Origin of the sequence: Acinetobacter sp. 1566109 (assembly GCF_000582255.1) — a bacterium.
Taxonomy (GTDB): Bacteria; Pseudomonadota; Gammaproteobacteria; order Pseudomonadales; family Moraxellaceae; genus Acinetobacter; species Acinetobacter nosocomialis.
This window is the reverse complement of record NZ_JEYB01000019.1, coordinates 1-19,615: the sequence shown is the minus strand read 5'-3', so window position 1 is coordinate 19,615 and position 19,615 is coordinate 1. Positions and strand designations below refer to the sequence as shown.

14 protein-coding genes, 2 tRNA genes and 1 pseudogene are annotated in these 19,615 nt (G+C 40.2%); 10 read left to right on the top strand and 7 right to left on the bottom strand.

Going from position 1 to position 19,615, the window contains the following annotated elements; all coding sequences use genetic code 11:
- The first annotated feature begins 87 nt into the window (after nucleotides 1-87).
- On the top strand, nucleotides 88-2,244 hold the full coding sequence (gene katG / locus J582_RS14130) for a catalase/peroxidase HPI (protein ID WP_032048121.1): 2,157 nt from the start codon (nucleotides 88-90) through the stop codon (nucleotides 2,242-2,244).
- A 68-nt stretch (nucleotides 2,245-2,312) separates the two neighbouring features.
- Here katG and J582_RS14125 read toward each other — a convergent pair whose 3' ends face one another.
- Nucleotides 2,313-3,365 (bottom strand): MBL fold metallo-hydrolase, encoded by a 1,053-nt coding sequence (locus J582_RS14125; RefSeq protein WP_006582243.1) that lies wholly within the window; start codon nucleotides 3,363-3,365, stop codon nucleotides 2,313-2,315.
- 704 nt (nucleotides 3,366-4,069) lie between these two features.
- On the opposite strand from J582_RS14125, the gene hcaR reads away from it, so the two are divergent.
- Entirely contained in the window at nucleotides 4,070-4,969 is a 900-nt protein-coding gene (gene hcaR / locus J582_RS14120; protein WP_002053339.1) for a DNA-binding transcriptional regulator HcaR, read from the top strand.
- 258 nt (nucleotides 4,970-5,227) lie between these two features.
- Nucleotides 5,228-5,905, top strand: coding sequence for a DUF1345 domain-containing protein (locus J582_RS14115; RefSeq protein WP_004710735.1), 678 nt, complete (start codon nucleotides 5,228-5,230; stop codon nucleotides 5,903-5,905).
- Between the two features lie 57 nt (nucleotides 5,906-5,962).
- Here the strand turns inward: J582_RS14115 and J582_RS14110 are convergent, their stop codons facing one another.
- The 4 genes from J582_RS14110 to J582_RS14095 form a co-directional block, all read right to left on the bottom strand.
- Nucleotides 5,963-6,568: a glutathione S-transferase family protein gene (locus tag J582_RS14110; RefSeq protein ID WP_032048120.1), complete on the bottom strand. Its 606-nt coding sequence runs from the start codon at nucleotides 6,566-6,568 to the stop codon at nucleotides 5,963-5,965.
- A gap of 48 nt (nucleotides 6,569-6,616) precedes the next feature.
- Nucleotides 6,617-7,309, bottom strand: coding sequence for a helix-turn-helix transcriptional regulator (locus J582_RS14105; protein WP_004883440.1), 693 nt, complete (start codon nucleotides 7,307-7,309; stop codon nucleotides 6,617-6,619).
- 70 nt (nucleotides 7,310-7,379) lie between these two features.
- Nucleotides 7,380-8,054: an HAD-IA family hydrolase gene (locus J582_RS14100; RefSeq protein ID WP_032048119.1), complete on the bottom strand. Its 675-nt coding sequence runs from the start codon at nucleotides 8,052-8,054 to the stop codon at nucleotides 7,380-7,382.
- A complete protein-coding gene (locus J582_RS14095; RefSeq protein ID WP_001089411.1) occupies nucleotides 8,051-8,983 on the bottom strand; it encodes an RluA family pseudouridine synthase in 933 nt (310 codons plus the stop codon). Before J582_RS14095 ends, J582_RS14100 begins: the two co-directional genes overlap by 4 nt.
- 722 nt (nucleotides 8,984-9,705) lie before the next feature.
- Between J582_RS14095 and J582_RS14090 the strand changes: the two genes are divergently transcribed.
- The 4 genes from J582_RS14090 (at nucleotide 9,706) to J582_RS14075 (ending at nucleotide 15,362) form a co-directional block, all read left to right on the top strand.
- The gene (locus tag J582_RS14090; protein ID WP_032048118.1) at nucleotides 9,706-13,035 is read left to right on the top strand and encodes an Rne/Rng family ribonuclease; all 3,330 of its coding nucleotides are present in this window, start codon (nucleotides 9,706-9,708) and stop codon (nucleotides 13,033-13,035) included.
- 191 nt (nucleotides 13,036-13,226) lie between these two features.
- On the top strand, nucleotides 13,227-15,068 hold the full coding sequence (locus J582_RS14085) for a long-chain-acyl-CoA synthetase (protein ID WP_032048117.1): 1,842 nt from the start codon (nucleotides 13,227-13,229) through the stop codon (nucleotides 15,066-15,068).
- Between the two features lie 120 nt (nucleotides 15,069-15,188).
- Nucleotides 15,189-15,264, top strand: a tRNA-Lys gene (locus J582_RS14080).
- A 22-nt stretch (nucleotides 15,265-15,286) separates the two neighbouring features.
- Nucleotides 15,287-15,362 (top strand) — tRNA-Lys (locus tag J582_RS14075).
- A gap of 64 nt (nucleotides 15,363-15,426) precedes the next feature.
- Here the strand turns inward: J582_RS14075 and J582_RS14070 are convergent.
- On the bottom strand, nucleotides 15,427-16,323 hold the full coding sequence (locus tag J582_RS14070) for a LysR family transcriptional regulator (RefSeq protein ID WP_032048116.1): 897 nt from the start codon (nucleotides 16,321-16,323) through the stop codon (nucleotides 15,427-15,429).
- A 113-nt stretch (nucleotides 16,324-16,436) separates the two neighbouring features.
- Between J582_RS14070 and J582_RS14065 the strand changes: the two genes are divergently transcribed.
- Nucleotides 16,437-17,192 carry an SDR family oxidoreductase gene (locus J582_RS14065; protein WP_032048115.1) on the top strand — a complete coding sequence of 252 codons (756 nt, stop codon included), beginning with the start codon at nucleotides 16,437-16,439 and terminating at the stop codon, nucleotides 17,190-17,192.
- A gap of 51 nt (nucleotides 17,193-17,243) precedes the next feature.
- Here J582_RS14065 and hemW read toward each other — a convergent pair whose 3' ends face one another.
- Complete coding sequence (gene hemW / locus J582_RS14060; protein WP_032048114.1) at nucleotides 17,244-18,398, bottom strand: radical SAM family heme chaperone HemW; 1,155 nt, start codon at nucleotides 18,396-18,398, stop codon at nucleotides 17,244-17,246.
- Nucleotides 18,399-18,515: 117 nt separating this feature from the next.
- Here hemW and J582_RS14055 point away from each other — a divergent pair, with 117 nt between their 5' ends.
- Together J582_RS14055 and abeM are read left to right on the top strand one after the other, a co-directional pair.
- Nucleotides 18,516-18,977 (top strand): DMT family transporter, encoded by a 462-nt coding sequence (locus J582_RS14055; RefSeq protein WP_001984522.1) that lies wholly within the window; start codon nucleotides 18,516-18,518, stop codon nucleotides 18,975-18,977.
- A gap of 32 nt (nucleotides 18,978-19,009) precedes the next feature.
- Nucleotides 19,010-19,615, top strand: a pseudogene (gene abeM / locus J582_RS14050) (multidrug efflux MATE transporter AbeM); the annotation flags it as partial.

Here is a 19,615-nt window from a genome sequence, read left to right as displayed (position 1 = left end):
CATCATTTTTTAACCCAGAAGTCCAGGAAAATGAGCTTTCGGTTCCATTAAGAGCTCAAATAAATATTACCCAGAGAGAATATAATCATGTCAAACGAATCAAAATGTCCTTTTTCAGGTCATAACTCAAAACCGCAAGTAACAGTCGGTGGTGGCACGACTAATTTGCACTGGTGGCCAAATCAATTACGCGTCGACTTACTCAATCAACATTCAGAACGCTCTAATCCATTTGGTAAAGATTTTAATTACCGTGAAGAATTTAAAAAAATTGACTACTACGCACTTAAAGCGGATATCAAAAATGTCTTAACCGATTCCCAAGATTGGTGGCCAGCCGATTGGGGAAATTACACAGGCTTATTTATTCGTTTAGCATGGCATGCTGCCGGCACCTACCGTATGGGTGATGGCCGTGGTGGTGCGGGTCGTGGTCAACAACGTTTTGCGCCTTTAAATAGCTGGCCTGACAACGCAAGTTTAGATAAAGCACGCCGTTTACTATGGCCTGTTAAACAAAAATACGGTCAAAAAATATCATGGGCTGACTTATTTATTCTTGCCGGGAATATTGCACTTGAGTCTTCTGGCTTCCGTACCTTTGGTTTTGGTGCAGGCCGTGAAGATGTTTGGGAACCAGACAACGATGTAAACTGGGGCGATGAAAAAGAATGGTTAGCTCACCGTAACTCTGAAGCTTTAGCTGGCAGTAATCTTGCGGCAACCGAGATGGGACTAATTTATGTAAACCCTGAAGGCCCAGAAGCTAGCGGTGACCCAAGATCAGCTGCGCCGTTTATTCGCGCGACTTTCGGCAACATGGCAATGGACGATGAAGAAATTGTTGCTTTGATTGCAGGCGGTCATACTTTAGGTAAAACTCACGGTGCAGCCTCTGCTGACCATGTTCATGCCGATCCAGAAGGCGCTCCAATTGAGCAAATGGGCTTTGGCTGGGCAAATAGCTATGGCACAGGTGTCGGTAAAGATGCGATCACGTCAGGTTTAGAAGTAATTTGGTCACAGACACCAACACAATGGAGCAATTACTTCTTTGAAAACCTATTCAAATACGAGTGGGTACAAGAACGTTCACCTGCTGGTGCAATTCAATGGGTAGCAGCAGATGCTGAGGCAATTATTCCTGATCCTTTCGACCCGTCAATTAAACGTAAGCCAACAATGTTGACTACAGATTTGACTTTACGTTTTGATCCTGAATTTGAAAAGATCTCTCGTCGCTTCCATAACGACCCTCAAGCCTTTGCAAATGCTTTTGCCCGCGCATGGTTCAAATTAACTCACCGTGATATGGGTCCAAAAGCACGTTATTTAGGTCCCGAAGTTCCTGCTGAAGATTTAATTTGGCAAGACCCATTACCGGCCGCTAACGCTATTCCATCTGCTGCAAGTATTGCTGATGCAAAAGCAAAAATTGTTGCATTAGGATTATCTGCCGGTGAGTTGATTTCTCTTGGTTGGGCATCAGCATCAACATTCCGTGGTGGAGACAAACGCGGTGGAGCAAACGGTGCACGCATTGCTTTAGCTCCTCAACGTGGTTGGGAAGTCAATAAAAAAGCTGTTGAGACTTTAACTAAAATTGAAGAACTCAAAGCATCAACCCAATTATCATTGGCTGACTTAATTGTGCTTGCAGGGAACATCGGTGTAGAACAAGCTGCTCAGGCGGCAGGTTTCAACGTTAGCGTACCATTCGCTCCTGGTCGTGTAGATGCATTACAAAGTCAAACTGATATTGAAACTTTCCAATTATTACTCGGCGCTGCTGATGGCTTTAGAAACTGGAAGAAAGAAGGTATCAGCACACCAGCTGAAATCTTATTGATTGATAAAGCTCAGCAACTGACTTTGACTGCACCAGAGTTAACTGCATTAATTGGTGGTTTACGTGTACTGGGCACCAATTGGGATGGTTCACAGCATGGTGTATTCACTCAGCAAGTCGGTGTACTTAGCACAGATTTCTTTACAAACTTACTCGACATGTCGAATGTATGGGCACCTGTTGATTCAACAAGTGAAGTATTTGAAGGCAAAGATCGTAAAACAGGTGCAGTTAAATTTACTGCAACACGCAATGATTTAGTCTTTGGTTCTAATTCAATCTTACGTGCATTGGCAGAGGTTTATGCTCAAGCCGACGGTAAAGAAAAATTTGTTAAAGACTTTGTTGCAGCATGGACAAAAGTCATGAATCTTGACCGTTTTGACTTAGCTTAATTTAAGTCGAAATAATAAAAAGCCAGTTCAATTTGAACTGGCTTTTTTAATATAAAAACCATAGGCTTTTAGACAGTCAATTTATGCCCTTCTCGAATACAATAAAAGGGATTAGCAAGTTTTGATGAAGCTTTAATAGCTTGAGCTAAAGCATGTTCAGGGTCTTCCCGATCTTCATCTGTTAACTGAAAAGTTCGATAGTGAATCGCAACAGAACGATGCGCTTGTAAATCCAAATGTGCATGAACTGCATCTTGAGGGTTCATGTGAACGTAGCTCATTAGTTTACGAGGTTCATAAGCTCCAATTGGAAGTAAAGCAACACGTGGTGCGCCATAACGTGCATGTATCTGTTTGAAGTGTGCTGCATAGCCAGTGTCACCAGCGAAAAAACAATGACCTGTTTTTGCTAAAACCGAAAAACCACCCCAAAGTGCTTTATTTTGATCACGTAAGCCCCGCCCCGAACCGTGCTGAGCAGGTGTATAAACAATTCTTAACTCGTGATAAGGAATTTCCTGCCACCAATCCATTTCAATTACATGGAACTCTTTAGGTAAGTAAAACCCGTTGCCAAGCCCTGTATAAATCGGCATCGCAAATTTCTTGTGCAACCATTCAAGCGTTGCCAAATCCATATGATCATAATGATTATGGCTCAGTAAGACTCCATGAATAGTGGGCAACTGTTCCAAAGCAAAACCGGCCGGGCATACACGGCGTGGCCCACGCCCATGCAACGGACTCGCATAATCACACCAAACCGGGTCGGTAATAAAGTTATATGGTCCAATTTGAATGAGTACAGTAGCGTGACCTACAAACCATACTTGCCAATCATCTAAATCCGCATGAGGACGGTTCTGTGGTAAGGCAATTGGTGTATTCACACGAGTTTCGTATTCACCTTGAATATCAACATTCCATGTATAAGATTCACGAGTGACTAACCAACGCAATAATTCTTTCGATCCTCGTGCAGGCGATCTAGGCTGCTGATTATAAAAACGGGTGTCGTTTTCATGGCCCAATTCAGGATGACAAAAAGGCGGTTTTATCCATGTATGCGTCCAACAGGACTGAGTCGGCAATTGATAAGTTAATGTCGGCTTGTCTTTCATGGGCTTATTCTATGGTTGTAGCATCAGGAGGATGATTCATTCAATTTTCTATCTTAGCGATTTAAATAAATTAAGCTATGACACTTACACTTATTTATCATATAAATATCCCTTTATTTTTGTCGCCGCCGACATACACCAATCTAAAGTGCCACAAAAAAATGTTTAGATGTGTTGAGTTTGTGATTCGTTACTTACAGTTCTTATTAAAAGCTATTGTATAACATAACAATAGTATATAATAAGTAATCTAAAGCTAAAGGATGAACTACTTTTATCTTAGTTATTCAATAAATCTTTTAAATTGCTTAATTTTATCAACTTTTATCGATGCTTGATAAACTAAAAAAATAGAGCAATATAAGAGTGATACATTTACTATAAAAATACTTTCCAAAGTTTTTCGCTAAAAAAATCAACACCTAAATCTCTGCATTAATAATAGATTTTTTCATAATATGAGAAAACTTTAAGTGATTTTTAAAAAAGAAATTAAAATTTCCTATGAAAATTTAAAAAAAACAGTTAATAATCGGCAATTAATATATTTTATAAATTAATAATTAAGAAAAATTTCATATTAATTTAATAATGATTTATAAATTTTCATTTATTTTATAAATATCTAAAGCATCTTCACGCTATATAGTTTTATGCTTTATACTTTACTTAAATCATAGTAAGACATTTTTTGGATTAGTCTTATGGAATTACGCCATCTTCGATATTTCATCACTGTTGCTGAAGAATTAAATTTTAGTAAGGCCGCTCTAAAACTCTATACTGCTCAACCCTCCCTTAGCCAACAAATTAAAGATTTAGAAGAAGATGTCGGTGTACGACTTTTAAACCGTACAAAACGTAAAGTCGAGTTAACTGAAGAAGGTGAAGTATTTTTAGAACATGCCCGTTTAACACTTGCTCAAGCAGATAAAGCTGTAGCGATGGCACGTCAAGTCTCAAAGGCCAAACAACAATTATTACGTATTGGTTTTGTCCCCATTGCAGAAATGAAAATTTTCCCGTACGTACTTCCAAATCTACGATTACAGCATCCTGACCTGACCATTGAACTATCAAGCTTAAATAATACAGAACAACTCAAAGCATTAAAAAGAGGTGAACTCGACATCACCTTCACTCGTGATAATACCGAAACCGATGAAATCCAAAGCCAATTTGTTTTAACAGAACCATTAATTTTTTTATTACCTAGAAACCATCCTTTGGCTAAATATGAACGCATTCCTGTAAAAGCTTTACACGGTATAGATTTTATTATTCCTGCCGCCGAACAATCGAATACGCTGCACAATACTATTTTAGAATTTACTAAAACTCATGGTATTGATCTGAATATCGTACAAAAGGCCGATAGTATTTTACTCAATATTAATTCGATTGGGTCAGGTCTAGGTTGTACGATTTTACCAGCCTATGTTGCACCTCTAGGTGTATCAAATACAGTAGTTCGCCCTTTGGATGTGGATTTACCTTCTTTAGATTTATTTGTCAGTTATCGTAAAAATACAGAATCTGTAGGTGTTAAAAGATTTATTGACCAGCTCAATAAAGTGTTTCATCTTGATAAGAATCTCGATTAAATACGACAAATTAAAGTTAACTTTATTTGGCAATAATAAATTAGTTAGAAAATCTAAATTAAAGTATAAAATAAATGAGCTTAAGATTTATTTTATACTTTTGATCCATTATTTAAATTGCGATAATTTTTTATATTTTAGCTTATCAAAAATATTATTTAAAAAGACAATCAAAAGTATAAACAATATATAAAACTTAATGTTAAATTAACCAAATAGTAAAAAAATAGTTTTTACGGCATAAGGAGAGTCGAGTAAATGTTGGGACTATTAAAGCATTTGGGGCGTAGCGTAAAAAACCGACCTCACTTCTTTATTGCTTTATTCGTTGGCGTTATTGCCGGAATTCTATTGACTTGGTTCACCTCATGGAAATGGTCTACTATTTTATTAGTAAGCTGGAATGGGTCGATTGGCTTATATTTATTGAATGTTTTCAAACTTATGAAAAATGCTGATCACTCTCAAATGCAGCAGCAAGCTAAAAAACAAGATGAAAGCAAATGGGTCATTATGCTGATTGTTTTACTTGCAATTTCTATGTGTCTAGTTGCTATATTAGTACAGCTGTCTCAGCTTCCTTCTGACCATTATGCAAAATTAGGACATGTTGCTTTAGCTTTACTTACCATTGTTTCAGCATGGCTTTTTATGCACACCGTTTTCGCCTTGCACTATGCACATGACTTTTACATGGCTTTATCCAGAAATGAAGAAAGTGGTGGATTAGATTTTCCAGGGACCAAAAATCCAACATATCCTGATTTCTTATATTTTAGTTATATTATTGGTACTTCAGCACAAACAGCAGATGTATCGGTTACCACTAGGCATATGCGTTTGCTAAACTTATTTCATTTCGTTTTGGCATTTGGCTTTAACACGACTATTTTAGCAATTTGTATTAACGTAGCTGCGGGTTTTATTAGCAATTAAAGCTTTTGATTAAAAAACAAAAAGCCACCTTAAAAGGTGGCTCGAAGTAGCATAGGTTTACAATAATCCGCCCATACTGCTTTGTTTTAATCCTTCACGTTGTTTAATCGTTTCAACATAACGTGTAATGGTAGGATGTGATTCAATCGTGTTCATTTTCAATTGCCATAACAACATCGCGCCCACGCTTACATCTGCTGCCGTAAACTGTTCACCACATAAGTATGGATCAGCCTCACTCAGCCCTTGAATCAAAGCTTGGTAAGCATCGTTGTAATCACCATAACTCACAAACATTTTTTGCTCAGGAGATACTTTTATTCCTAGAGCTTTATCAACGCCAGCAGCTTCCCAAGGACCTGCCATCATAAATAACCAACGATAGTACAAACCACGCTTTGGATCATTCAAGGCTGGTGCCAAGCCTTTGTCACTAAACTTGTCCGCAAGATATGCGCAAATTGCCCCTAACTCATAAATAACAACATCGCCATCTACCAATACAGGTACTTTTCCAAAAGGATTAATTTTTAAATATTCTGGTGACTTCATCTCGGTTCGGTATGCAACTTCAATACGTTCACATTCAACACCAAGCTCGACTAAAAGCCAGTCAATCACTACACCACGCGATTCTTTGTTAGTATAAAGTTTAAGGCTCATTTTTATGGCTCCTTGTTTATCGTGGTTCTAGTCTACAAATATCTTTTGTCAGTTTTTGTCAGTAGTCTGCGATTCTTGTGCCCACCACTGCTGGAAGAGTTGCTGCTTAAATGATGGATATAATTCTTGGGTTAAACTTAAGTGTTGAATACGATCCATTCTAAAATGTCGAAAGTCCTGTCTTAATTCACACCATGCGGCCAACACAATTTTGTCATTAAAGTATCCCAAGGCAAATGGCCACAAGGTTCGAACGCTACTTCGTTGTTGTTCATCATGATAATGCATTGTAATTTTGACTTGCTGCCGAATGGCTAAACGTACTTGTTCAACCTGATTTTTATCTACAGGCAGCCATGTGTTAAACGCTCTTAAGGTTGTTTGCTGTAATAAATATTGGCGATGTTCAGGCAGCACAGAATTTAATTTAGCTAAGATTGATGTAGAAGCCGATTGTAAAGATTGATCGGGTACACTCTTCAACCAATACAACGCCAGAAAAATAGCTTCAACTTCATTTTCATTGAGCGTCATTGGTGGCAATACTATGTCTTCTTTAAGCTGAAATCCTAAACCCGCTGATGCATCGATTCTCACACCTTGGGCACGTAGACTATCAATATCGCGGTAAATACTACGAACACTAATTCCCATACGCTCAGCCAAGACTTGTGCAGTCACTGGATAACGGGATTCACGAAGTTGCTGTAAAAGATTTAATAAACGAATAGAACGGCTCATTTTTCTCGTCTTATTGTTATTGGACATACAATAAGAGGGAATAAATTCCCCCTTCTTATATCATTCTAAATTACGCTACATCTGCATTAGATAACTTTGCATACTCTCTTAAAAAGTTGTGCAGCTCAGGTACATCTTTAGCAATTGTTAAAGGCTGGAACTGTTGTAGAACTTCGATCGAATGCACACCATAGCCAACACCAATACGTGGCATACCTAAACGCTGTGCCATCTCAAGATCATAACTACTATCACCAATCATTATGGCGCGCTCGACGCTTACCCCTGTTACATTCAAAATTTCCTGCAACATGAGTGGATCTGGTTTTGAACGGGTTTCATTGGCTGCTCGAGTAGCATCAAACAGATGAGTACTTTGTGTTTTTGCAATCACACGGTCTAACCCACGGCGGTTTTTACCTGTTGCTACCGCAAGTTTTAAACCTTGAGCTTTTAAGTCATGAAGTAACTCAGAAATACCTTCGAACCATGCATCATTTGTCGAGTTGGCAATATAGTGATCGCCATATGCTTTTAAAATCGATTCATGTAGCTCTGGAGTTTCCGGAAATAAAGTTTGCATCACTTCCGGTAAACCTAAACCAATAATACTTTTTGCGGCTTCATCCGTTAGCGTTAACTCATGCTGCTCTGCCGCATGCTGTAAACTTGCAACAATCTGACCGACAGAATTATATAAAGTACCATCCCAGTCAAAAATCACTAATTCGGTTTTCAGACTCATTTTGCTACTCTCAAAGCCTCTAATAACTGGGTCATGTCTTCTGGTAACGGTGCTTCAATCGTTGGATAACCCGGAATATCTAAACGCATGGCATGCAAACACAAACGGCGTGCTTCAGGCCCCGCATAAGCAGTGTTGTGACCATATTTATCGTCACCCAGCAAAGGATGTCCAATACTTAAACCATGTACACGAATTTGATGGGTACGACCTGATAAAGGCGAAGCATGAACCAGTGTGGCATTTTTAAAGCGCTCTGCAACCACCCATTCGGTTTTACTTGGCTTACCTTCTTTAGATACACGTACGCGACGCTCGCCATTTGCTAACTCATAGCGAAATAGAGGAGCATCAATGAGTTGTTTATCAAGACTTACCTGACCTTTTACAATAGCGGCATAGGTCTTACGAATTTTGTGTTCACGCAACATATCTTGTAGCAACTTTAAAGTGCTACGCTTTTTACTAATCATGACCAGACCAGATGTGTCACGGTCAATACGGTGGATCAATTCTAAATATTTTTTACCTGTCGCCGCGCGTAGTGCCTCAATCAAACCATACGCCACGCCACTACCGCCATGTACGGCAATACCTGAAGGTTTATTTACAACTAATAGGCCTTCATCTTCGTAAACCACACGGCTTAATAAACCTTGAGCTACACTGTCGCTTACAGGAACAGCAGTTTCATCTTTTTGTTCATAACGAATAGGCGCAACGCGAATCTGGTCCCCAATTGCAAGTTTGGTCTCAGCTTTAATACGTTTTTTATTCACGCGAACCTGACCTTCACGAATCAAACGATAAATTCGACTCTTTGGTACACCCTTCAAACGTGAAAACAGGAAATTATCGATTCGTTGTCCTGCTTGATGCTCATCCACCTCAAACCAAGTGACACTTTGCCATTGCTGTGTAGAATTCATACTAATATTTAAACCTGAAATTTTACGAAATTTGATTAATAAATGACCGATTAGCTTAGTTTTTTCACAAGAAATCTAAGCTTAGCCCATAGGCAGATGCTGCAAGGTTTGATATAGTCAGCGCACGGATACCACCGTAAGTGAACATCTAAAGGGAAATTTCCCTGATTGAAACCTCAATCAAAATGATGCTTTCATCACCAGCTCGGACAGGTCCTAAAGAATTATGCCGACGCCGAAGGCTTATTATATCGGCAAAATGACAAACTGTTGCGTTTAATTCAGTTTGTTCAAAAAAATATGTTACCAACTCTAGTTGGTTATGGAACGTAAACTGATACACATCAGACAAATCGATCCTTAATGTTGCCTTCAGGCTAAAGCGTTGATGCATTGGAACTGCCGAAAGCACCGATACGATGAGCATTCCGTATCAAACTTCCAATAAAGAAGTCACTTCGCGCCCAATGACAGTGAAAGTCATTAACCAATGCACCGCTCACCCGCCAGTGAAGCAAAAGGGAATTCCGATTTAAAGGTTGAAGCAGTATTGCCTACATCACAGACGAGAATCGAAGCTAAGGCTAAATGTAGCCGGTAACAGATGACTCAGACCACAAGTATTTTGAGATCTGGGAAATGATCCGTCATGTTCGATGTTCGTTCAGAACCTTTAAGTTTGTTTGGTTTGTTTGTGTGAGTCACTATTAGGTGTCACACCCATGAAACGTATGTTGATTAATGCAACTCATGCCGAAGAAGTTCGCGTTGCACTTATCACTGGTAATCGTCTTTACGATTTTGATTTAGAGAATCGTACCCGAGAACAGAAAAAATCCAATATCTATAAAGGCCATGTCACCCGCGTAGAACCTTCATTAGAAGCTGTTTTTGTTGAATACGGCGCAGGTCGTCAAGGCTTCTTATCTATGCGTGAAATTGCGAACAGCTATTTTCAGGCAGACCCACGTCAAACTTCAAACATTCGTGAACTTATTACTGAAGGCACAGAGCTTTTAGTTCAGGTTGAAAAAGAAGAACGTGGTAATAAAGGTGCAGCCCTTTCTACTTTTATTTCTCTTGCAGGCCGTTATTTGGTTCTTATGCCAAACAACCCGAAAGGTGGTGGTATTAGCCGTCAAATTTCAGGTTCAGTGCGTGAAGAGTTAAAAGAAATTTTAGCGTCTTTAAATGTACCTCGTGGTATGAGCGTTATTGTACGTACCGCTGGTATTGGCCGTACTCAAGAAGAATTACAACTCGACTTACAACACTTGCTTGACCTTTGGACACAAATTCAAAGTACAGCAAGCTCAGGTCCTTCTCCGATGCTTGTTCATCAGGAAGCTGGCGTTGTAACACGTGCGATTCGTGATTACTTACGTGATGACGTTGCTGAAATCTTAATTGATAGTGAACAGGCTTATAACGAAGCATATAACTTTGTTAAAGCAGTAATGCCACGTCAATTAGACAAATTAAAAACTTATACTTTAAACGAGCCATTATTCGCTCATTTTGGTATTGAAAGCCAAATTCAAACTGCTTACGAACGTGAAGTAAAACTTCCTTCTGGCGGTTCAATCGTAATTGACCAGACTGAAGCTTTAGTTTCAATCGACATTAACTCTGCGAAATCAACTCGCGGACATGATGTTGAAGAAACTGCACTGAATACAAACCTTGAAGCAGCAGAAGAAATTGCTCGTCAACTTCGTCTTCGTGACATTGGCGGTTTAGTTGTCATCGACTTCATCGATATGACTAAAGAACGCAATCAACGTATGGTTGAAGCAAAACTTCGTGAAGCAACCCAAAGTGATCGCGCCCGTATTCAGTTCGGTCAGTTGTCTCGTTTTGGCTTAATGGAAATGAGCCGTCAACGCTTACGTCCATCGCTTGAAGAAGCAACAGGTTATGTATGCCCTCGCTGTCATGGTACAGGCATGGTTCGTGACTTACGTTCACTTTCTCTTTCAATCATGCGTAAAGTTGAAGAGATTGCTCTTCGTGAACGTCATGGTGAAGTTCAGGTTGAAGTTCCAGTTGAAATTGCAGCCTTCTTGCTTAATGAAAAACGCCATAGTTTGGTGTATTTAGAGCAAACTTCTGGTGTACGTGTAACTGTATTACCTCACCCGCACTTAGAAACTCCACATTACGAAATTGCTTATAACCCAGATGGTTTTGCTCCATCTAGCTATGAACGTACTGAAGCAACTCGCTCTAGTGAGAAAGAGTTAGGTTATGAGTCTTCTGAATGGCATTTAGAAGAAGCAGATCATGCTCATGTAACAGCTCCTGCTTCAAAAAATGGTTCTGCTCAGAAAAAGACAAGCCATACAACTCAACCTGTAGTACAGCAACCTGCAGCTCAAAAAGCAGCAAGTCCTTGTGCATGGTTAGAAAACTTATTTGTTCAAAAACAAGCGCAAACTGTTGATCAATCTCGTTCAGCACAAAACGCTGCTGCTGCGATTGAGCAAATGGTAAATACGGGTGCTGTTAGCCGTGGTCAGTTCGGTCAAGTAGCCGTACCTGCTGTTGCAGAAGTTGCGCCAGTTCAAACAAATAACGCTTATATTTCACAGTCACCTGTGAAACAAGAAGTTCGTGAACATGTTGAAAAAGACGATAAATCTCAGCAACAACGTCAGAACAACAAAAAGCGTAAACATAAAGAGCAACGTGAGCAGCATCACCAATCTCATGAACAGCAACATCAAGTGCATGAAGAAGTGGTTCAGTTGTCACGCCAAGAGCAACGTGAGTTAAAACGTCAGCAAAAACGTCAACAACAGCAAGATCAGCAACATCAAAATAATGATGTACAACAAACTGAAAATGTTGTTCCACGTCGTGATCGCAATAATCAACAGCGTCCGAACCGTCCAAATCGCCACCGCGATCCAAGCGTATTAAATGAAAATCAAAATACGCCGGCACCAGTTGTTGTTGATGAAAAACAAGTTAAAGTTGATGTGATTGATGCACCTAAGCATGATGTCATGAACACTGCTTTAATTATTAATGTTGATCAAGGTCAAAGCGAGATTGTGGCGCTTACACCTGAACGCCAAGTTGAGCGTGTTGAGTCTGCTCCTGCTGAAGTTGCTCCAGAGTCAACACCAGCTCCTGTTGCAGAAGAGAAAGCCGTTGTTGCTGAAGCAAAAAATGAAGCTCAGCCAACTGAACAAGCTGCTCAGCCACAAATCCAACGTGCTAGCAATGACCCACGTATGCGTCGTCGTCAGCAACGTGAGGCTAAACAAGCCAAAGCTGCTGTGCCATCTATTGCGCCATCGCAAATTCCAACTTTGGCACAACACACGATCGGTAGCTTAATTCGTCATGTATATGGCGAAGACTGTACAGTATTGATTGAACAATTTGGTTTGGTACCAACGTTTAATCGTGCATTGCAAAAGTTTGCAGAACAGTATGCAAGCACTTTAGTGGTTGAAGTAACTTCTGAAACAGAAGAGAAAAAGCCTGTAACTCGTGATGCAGAACTTCCAAGCCATAAACCGGCTGAAGAAGCAGAACCAGCACCAGTACTTCCACTTACTCCATCGCAAGCACCGACTCCACGTGTTGCAAATGATCCGCGTGAACGTCGCCGTTTAGCAAAATTAGCTGCGGAGCAAGCATTTGAGCAAGTGAAACAACAACATTCTGCTCAAGAAGAAGTTGTAACTCCTGCTCCTGTAGCAGAAGAAACTGTTGCTACTGCACCAGCTGAAACACAAGCTACTGCTGAACCAGAACAGCAACCGCTTGAACTTAATCAGTCAACTGAAGTTGCACAGCTTGAAGCTGCCCCTGTAGAAGAAAAAACTACAGAAAAAGTAGCTGAAGCTCCTGTAGCAAAAGAACCTGCGCCATCAAAAGCAGCAAGCAAAGCGAAAGCAGCTCCTGAAGAAACAGCGGCTCCGACTGAAGCGGCAGCTGATGCTGAAACAGAAGACGCTAAAGCCGACAAGGATAAACCAAGTCGTCCTCGCCGTCCTCGTGGCCGTCCGCCAAAAAAAGCTAATCCTGTAGCTGAGTAAGCCATTTGCTCAATTGCAGCTAATTTAAACAAACCTAGTCATTTCGATGACTAGGTTTTTTTTGTTATTTTTAACCAATTAGGTTGATTGCACTAGAAGAAAAGTTTTAAAAGCATGGTGAACCATGAAAACTATTGGACTTTTTGCCCCACAACCTTTTTTGGATTGATCGAAAAATAAATAGGATTGATATGAGCCAGACAACACAGACCGATATCATTACGCTTGGTGATGTTGCCACAAGACTTCCTAGCTTCATTCCCAAAGTACCCCATATCCTAAATGGTCTTAGACAGGCTTATTTAAGAACATCACATACTCCAACAGGTTTGGGTATTGCTTTTGAAAAAGCTGTTAAGCGAAATCCTAAAGGCGCGGCATTATTATTTGAAGATCAAAGTTATTCTTATGAAGCTTTAAATGAATGGGCAAACCAGATTTCCCATTACTATCTCTCCTTGGGAGCACATAAGGGTGACGTCATTGCTGTAATGATTGAAAACCGCTCGGAGCTGATTGCAACAATTGTTGGTTTAGCCAAGATTGGAGTCACGATTGCACTTGTGAATACATCACAAGTCGGTAAGGTTCTTGCTCATAGCATCAATCTGGTAAAGCCAATTGCTGTTATTGCGGGTGAAGAAGTTCGTGCTGCTATTGACGAAATTCGTCAGGATTTAAATGTTCCTAAAGATCGTTTCCACTGGTTCGCAGATCAGGCAACCCGTCAAAATTCGGGTACAGCACCTCAAGGTTATATCAATCTAGCTGACCAAATTGATCAATTTCCAAAATTTAACCCATCCACTACCCATTCTGTGACTGGTAATGATGGCCTGTTTTATATTTACACCTCTGGTACAACAGGTTTACCAAAGGCAGTTATTTTCAAACACAGTCGCTGGACATTAGCGTATGGTACTTATGGCCATATCTTAAACTTAGGCCCAGATGACGTTATGTACGTCACCTTACCGCTTTACCATGCAACAGGTGTGGTGGTTTGCTGGTGTGGTGTAATTGCTGGAAGTGCAACCCTTGCAATTCGTCGTAAATATTCGACTAGCGCATTCTGGAAAGACGTTCAAAAATTTAATGCGTCTGCAATTGGATATGTCGGTGAACTTTGTCGCTACTTAATGGATGCCCCTGTTACGGAACTTGACCGTAACCATCGTGTCACAAAAATGATCGGTAACGGCATGCGCCCAAATATCTGGGACAAGTTCAAACAACGCTTCGGCGTTAAAGAAGTTCTTGAACTTTATGCATCGAGCGAAGGTAACGTTGGATTTAGCAATATTTTCAACTTCGACAACACAGTTGGCTTCTCTCCTACACCATATGCCATTGTTCAGTTCGATAAAGAGAAAAATGAGCCTATCCGCGACAAAAACGGCTGGTGTCAAAAAGTTAAAGCAGGTGAGGTTGGCCTGCTAGTTGGAAAAATTACTAGCCGCTCTCCATTTGACGGTTATACAGACCCTGAAAAGAACAAATCAGTGATCTGGAAAGATGTTTTCAAAAAAGGTGACTCTTATTTCAACACCGGTGATTTAGTTCGTGACATCGGTTTCCGACATGCACAGTTTGTGGACCGTCTAGGCGACACTTTCCGCTGGAAAGGTGAAAACGTATCGACCACTGAAGTGGAAAACATGGTATGTGAATACGAAAAAATCGCTGAAGCTGTTGTTTATGGTGTAGAAATTCCAAATACCAATGGTCGTGCTGGTATGGCAGCCATCACGCTGGCAGATGGTGAAGAGTTAAATGATGCAGATTTAACCGAAATGGTGTCTGTCTTTAAGAAGTGTTTGCCGGCTTATGCTGTACCGGTGTTTTTACGTGTACAAAAAAAGGTCGAAACAACAGGTACTTTTAAATATCAGAAGAATAAACTTAAAGAAGATGCATTTAATCCGAGCAAAACTTCTGAACGTTTACTCGCTTTATTGCCTGGTGCAAACAGTTACTGTGACATCACAACTGAAATTTTTGACAACATTCAGGCATATAAATACCGTTTTTAGTTCATTTTTTAGCTAAACAAGAGGAAATCGTGCTTTTTATAGGCAATCATGCAAATGTTTTTAAATTTCCTCTTGTGTTAGTTGAATAACTTGCTAAAATACGCGACATCAAAACGATACGGGTCGTTAGCTCAGTTGGTAGAGCAGCGGACTTTTAATCCGTTGGTCCCGCGTTCGAGTCGCGGACGACCCACCACTTATCTGTTTTGAACCCATTTGGGTCGTTAGCTCAGTTGGTAGAGCAGCGGACTTTTAATCCGTTGGTCCCGCGTTCGAGTCGCGGACGACCCACCAAATTCTAAAAAGCCTCTCACAATTTGAGAGGCTTTTTTATTGTTATCTTATTTTCTTTTTATGACTAAAAGATGACGATGCATTTGCGATTTAAAACCTCTCCCACCCAATTCATAAAAACTTCTAATCGCTTTGGAATATAACTTCGGTTCGGATATAAAATATTGAGTGGAAGTGATGGTGCACTATAAGCACTAAGCACCTCAACCAAGATTCCCTGCTCAATCTTATCTTGAACATCATAGTATGGAAGTTGAATAATTCCCAAACCCGCATTAGCTGCCGCAATATAAGCTTCAGTATTATTTACACTTAAAGCGCTATCCATCATGACGGTTCCACCCGAATATACAAATACGCCCTGCTTTTCCCCTACGGCTCCTGCGTAGTTAATCAGTTTGTGCTGTGATAGATCTTCTAATTGTTTAGGAATGCCGTACTGTTCTAAATAGTCAGCACTTGCACAGTTCACCATGACCAAATGACCAATAAATTTTGCAATTAAACTGCTGCTATCTAACTCGCCTACCCGAACAACACAGTCAATCCCCTTTTCAATTAAGTCAGTCATATCATCAGAACTATTGAGCTGCAAATGAATATCTGGATAGCGATGATAAAAATCTGACAGCTCAGGAATAATCACTTGATGCACAATCCGACTGGGCATTGAAATTTTTAATGTGCCGCGATAATGCTGTTTTTGCGTCTGGATCAGTTGTTCTAATTGTTCATAATCAAACAACAGGTTTTGGCACTCTGGCAATATTCGCTGTCCATCTTGGGTAAGACTGACTTTACGCGTAGTTCGATGAAATAAACGTACGCCATAATGAGTTTCAAGTTGTTGAATGGCACTGGTTACCGTTGAGCGAGGTAGATCGAGTCGATGTGCCACTTCACTAAAGCTTTGCCGTTTAGCGACTTCTGTAAAAATAAAAAATTGCTGCAACCGATCCATTTTAATTGTTCGTATTTTCTGAATAGTTAAACCAAACTAGCATAATTGATCAAAAATTACCGCCAATCTAGACTAAAAACACATTAAAACAAGTCATCATAGGAATAACCATCATGGCAACTCATACGCTTAAAGATAAAGTTGTACTGATTACTGGCGGTGCAAAAAACTTAGGTGGACTCATTAGCCGTAAATTTGCAGAACAAGGCGCAAAAATCGCAATTCACTACAATAGTTCAGAGACACAAGCGGATGCCGAACAAACACTCGCAGACGTAAAAGCCTTGGGTGCAGATGCAATTCTAATTCAGGCAGATCTAACAGATATCGATAACATCGAGAAGCTATTCTTAGACACTAAGCAGCATTTTGGTGGAATAGATATTGCGATTAATACAGTTGGAAAGGTCTTAAAGAAGTCATTTTTAGAAACGACAGAACAAGAGTTTGATAGCATGAGCGATATCAACTCAAAAATTGCCTATTTCTTTATTCAATCGGCGGGTCGTCATTTAAATAACGGCGGAAAAATCTGTTCAATCGTGACTTCTCTTCTTGCAGCTTACACTGGGCTCTATTCAACCTATGAGGGTTTAAAAGCTCCTGTTGAACACTACACCCGTGCTGCATCAAAAGAATTTGGTAATCGCCAGATTTCTGTGACTGCGGTTGCCCCTGGCCCAATGGATACACCATTCTTTTATGGACAGGAATCTGCCGAGGCAGTGGCTTACCACAAATCAGCTTCAGCTCTAGGTGGACTTACTAAAATTGAAGATATCGAGCCTCTAGTTCGTTTTTTGGTCACCGACGGCTGGTGGATTACAGGCCAAACCATTTTTGCAAATGGCGGTTATACCACCCGCTAACATCAAAAAAGCCGCATCTCATCGTGCGGCTTTTTCTTTAGGACTATTGGATTATAAGAACTCTTCGAGTACTGAATTTAAGAAAATATGCCCCTGCTCTGTACAAGCCAAACGAGAACTATCCTCTACTAGTAGCTTTCTAGCTCGTAGTGAAGTGAGTACCTCGTTTAAATGATCTAAGCTTAAGCCTGTACGCTGTTCATATAACTCAGCGTTCACACCATCATTTAGACGTAAAGCATTCATCATAAACTCAAAAGGTAGCTCTTCTGCCTCAATCTTTTTCATTTGCAAATGTTCTGCTGGAACTTTAGCTAAATAGTCTTTCGGCAAACGAGTCTTTTGGAAACGATAGACGCCATCTGGCTGTGTTACTTTGCCATGTGCACCTGCACCAATTGCAAGATAATCACCAAACTCCCAATAATTTAAATTATGAGCTGAAGGCTGCTCTTTACGCCAAGCTGACACTTCATAATTGATAAAGCCATTTGCTTTTAGATATGCTTCGCCTTGCTCTTGAATATCTTCTAACACTTCATCTTGAGGTAGAACAGGCTGCGTTCGGAAAAACACGGTATTTGGCTCAATAGTAAGTTGATACCAACTGATATGTGTAGCACCATGCTCTACAGCCATCTTTAAATCATAAAGTGCTTGCTCTAGTGTTTGCTCAGGCAGCCCATGCATTAAATCGACATTAACTCGCTTAAAGCCTGCTTGTCTTGCTTGCTCTATTGCATCCATAGCATTATTTGCTGAATGAATACGTCCAAGCTTTTGCAAGTGATCTGTATTAAAAGTCTGTACACCAATCGACAAACGATTAATACCCGCCTCTAAATAGCCTGCAAACGGGTCATGTTCTAGTGTTCCCGGATTAGCTTCTAAAGTAATTTCACAGTCATCTTCAAAGTTAAGTAATGACTTAAGCTGCTCAAACAGCCATGCATAACCTTTAGCAGAAATAAGTGAAGGTGTTCCCCCACCAATAAATACACTGTGAATTGAACGCCCTTGTGCCATCTCGACTTGAGTTTCAAAGTCGGCCACTAAGGCTTTTAAATAGATTTGCTCGAGTTCTGACGAAAGCGCACCATCAGGCACCGCATGCGAGTTAAAGTCACAATATGGACATTTACGCACGCACCAAGGCATGTGGATATATAAAGATAACGGAACAGAAGCAGGGTTTAATACAGCCAAGGAACAGGGTCCAATTTACACAATATTTCTATTTTAACATGACTGCATCAATGGGCTTATGAAAACATACCTTAATTGCTTTAGACTGTTTTTAAACATACTTAAATATTGATAAAAATGATGAAATTCTCTAGTCAACTTTTCCTGATCTTACCCTTAGCTATGGGAATCGGTGTTGCCATGGCTTTTCAGACCGCAATCAATGCTCAGCTTCGTGAGCAATTACACTCACCATTACAAGCGGCATTGTTATCATTTTTCATAGGCACTATTGTCTTGGCCATTATGGTGTTCTTCCAAAGTGCTGAAAAACCCTCTTTAAGTGAAATATCTAATATTCCTTGGCTTCTTTGGACGGGAGGATTCCTTGGGGTTTATGCAATTAGCATGAGCATTTATACTGCACCTAAGCTTGGTTTTTTAACCTTTACAGGGTTAGTCGTTTTTGGACAATTGGTCATTTCTATGTTACTTGATCATTTTGGCTGGTTAGGTACCGAAAAGACACCTGTTACATGGCAACGGTTTCTTGGTGGAGTAGTCATCTTTGTTGGTGTGTTACTCACCTTGCAGCGCTAGTTTCATTTTTATATTTATAAAGAGTACCTTTTGTGTCGAATGTCACGTCGTTTCGGGCTGAATTAAAACAACTCTTCCATTTAATGTTACCTATTTTAATTACGCAGTTTGCTCAAGCAGGGTTCGGGTTAATTGATACCATTATGGCTGGGCATTTATCTGCCGCAGACTTAGCCGCTATTGCGGTAGGTGTAGGTTTATGGGTTCCCATTATGCTTCTGTTTAGTGGAATCATGATTGCAACTACGCCGTTAGTTGCAGAGGCAAAAGGCGCTAGAAATACAGAACAAATTCCTGTGATTGTTCGTCAGTCATTATGGGTTGCCATCATTTTAGGTGTAATGGCTATGCTCATTTTGCAGCTTATGCCTTTTTTCTTACACGTATTCGGTGTTCCAGAAAGCTTAAGACCTAAAGCAAGTTTATTCTTGCATGCTATTGGTTTAGGTATGCCTGCTGTAACTATGTACGCAGCGCTACGTGGCTATTCAGAAGCTTTAGGCCACCCACGTCCTGTAACCGCGATTAGCTTATTGGCCTTAGTGGTTTTAATCCCGCTTAACATGATTTTTATGCATGGCTTAGGACCAATTCCAGCCTTAGGTAGTGCAGGCTGTGGCTTTGCAACCTCCATTTTA

Bases quoted from the DNA above. Each gene is read 5' to 3' on its own strand.
- katG (WP_032048121.1), top strand. From the start codon at position 88: ATGTCAAACGAATCAAAATGTCCTTTTTCAGGTCATAACTCAAAACCG.
- J582_RS14125 (WP_006582243.1), bottom strand. From the start codon at position 3,365: ATGAAAGACAAGCCGACATTAACTTATCAATTGCCGACTCAGTCCTGT.
- hcaR (WP_002053339.1), top strand. From the start codon at position 4,070: ATGGAATTACGCCATCTTCGATATTTCATCACTGTTGCTGAAGAATTA.
- J582_RS14115 (WP_004710735.1), top strand. From the start codon at position 5,228: ATGTTGGGACTATTAAAGCATTTGGGGCGTAGCGTAAAAAACCGACCT.
- J582_RS14110 (WP_032048120.1), bottom strand. From the start codon at position 6,568: ATGAGCCTTAAACTTTATACTAACAAAGAATCGCGTGGTGTAGTGATT.
- J582_RS14105 (WP_004883440.1), bottom strand. From the start codon at position 7,309: ATGAGCCGTTCTATTCGTTTATTAAATCTTTTACAGCAACTTCGTGAA.
- J582_RS14100 (WP_032048119.1), bottom strand. From the start codon at position 8,054: ATGAGTCTGAAAACCGAATTAGTGATTTTTGACTGGGATGGTACTTTA.
- J582_RS14095 (WP_001089411.1), bottom strand. From the start codon at position 8,983: ATGAATTCTACACAGCAATGGCAAAGTGTCACTTGGTTTGAGGTGGAT.
- J582_RS14090 (WP_032048118.1), top strand. From the start codon at position 9,706: ATGAAACGTATGTTGATTAATGCAACTCATGCCGAAGAAGTTCGCGTT.
- J582_RS14085 (WP_032048117.1), top strand. From the start codon at position 13,227: ATGAGCCAGACAACACAGACCGATATCATTACGCTTGGTGATGTTGCC.
- J582_RS14070 (WP_032048116.1), bottom strand. From the start codon at position 16,323: ATGGATCGGTTGCAGCAATTTTTTATTTTTACAGAAGTCGCTAAACGG.
- J582_RS14065 (WP_032048115.1), top strand. From the start codon at position 16,437: ATGGCAACTCATACGCTTAAAGATAAAGTTGTACTGATTACTGGCGGT.
- J582_RS14055 (WP_001984522.1), top strand. From the start codon at position 18,516: ATGATGAAATTCTCTAGTCAACTTTTCCTGATCTTACCCTTAGCTATG.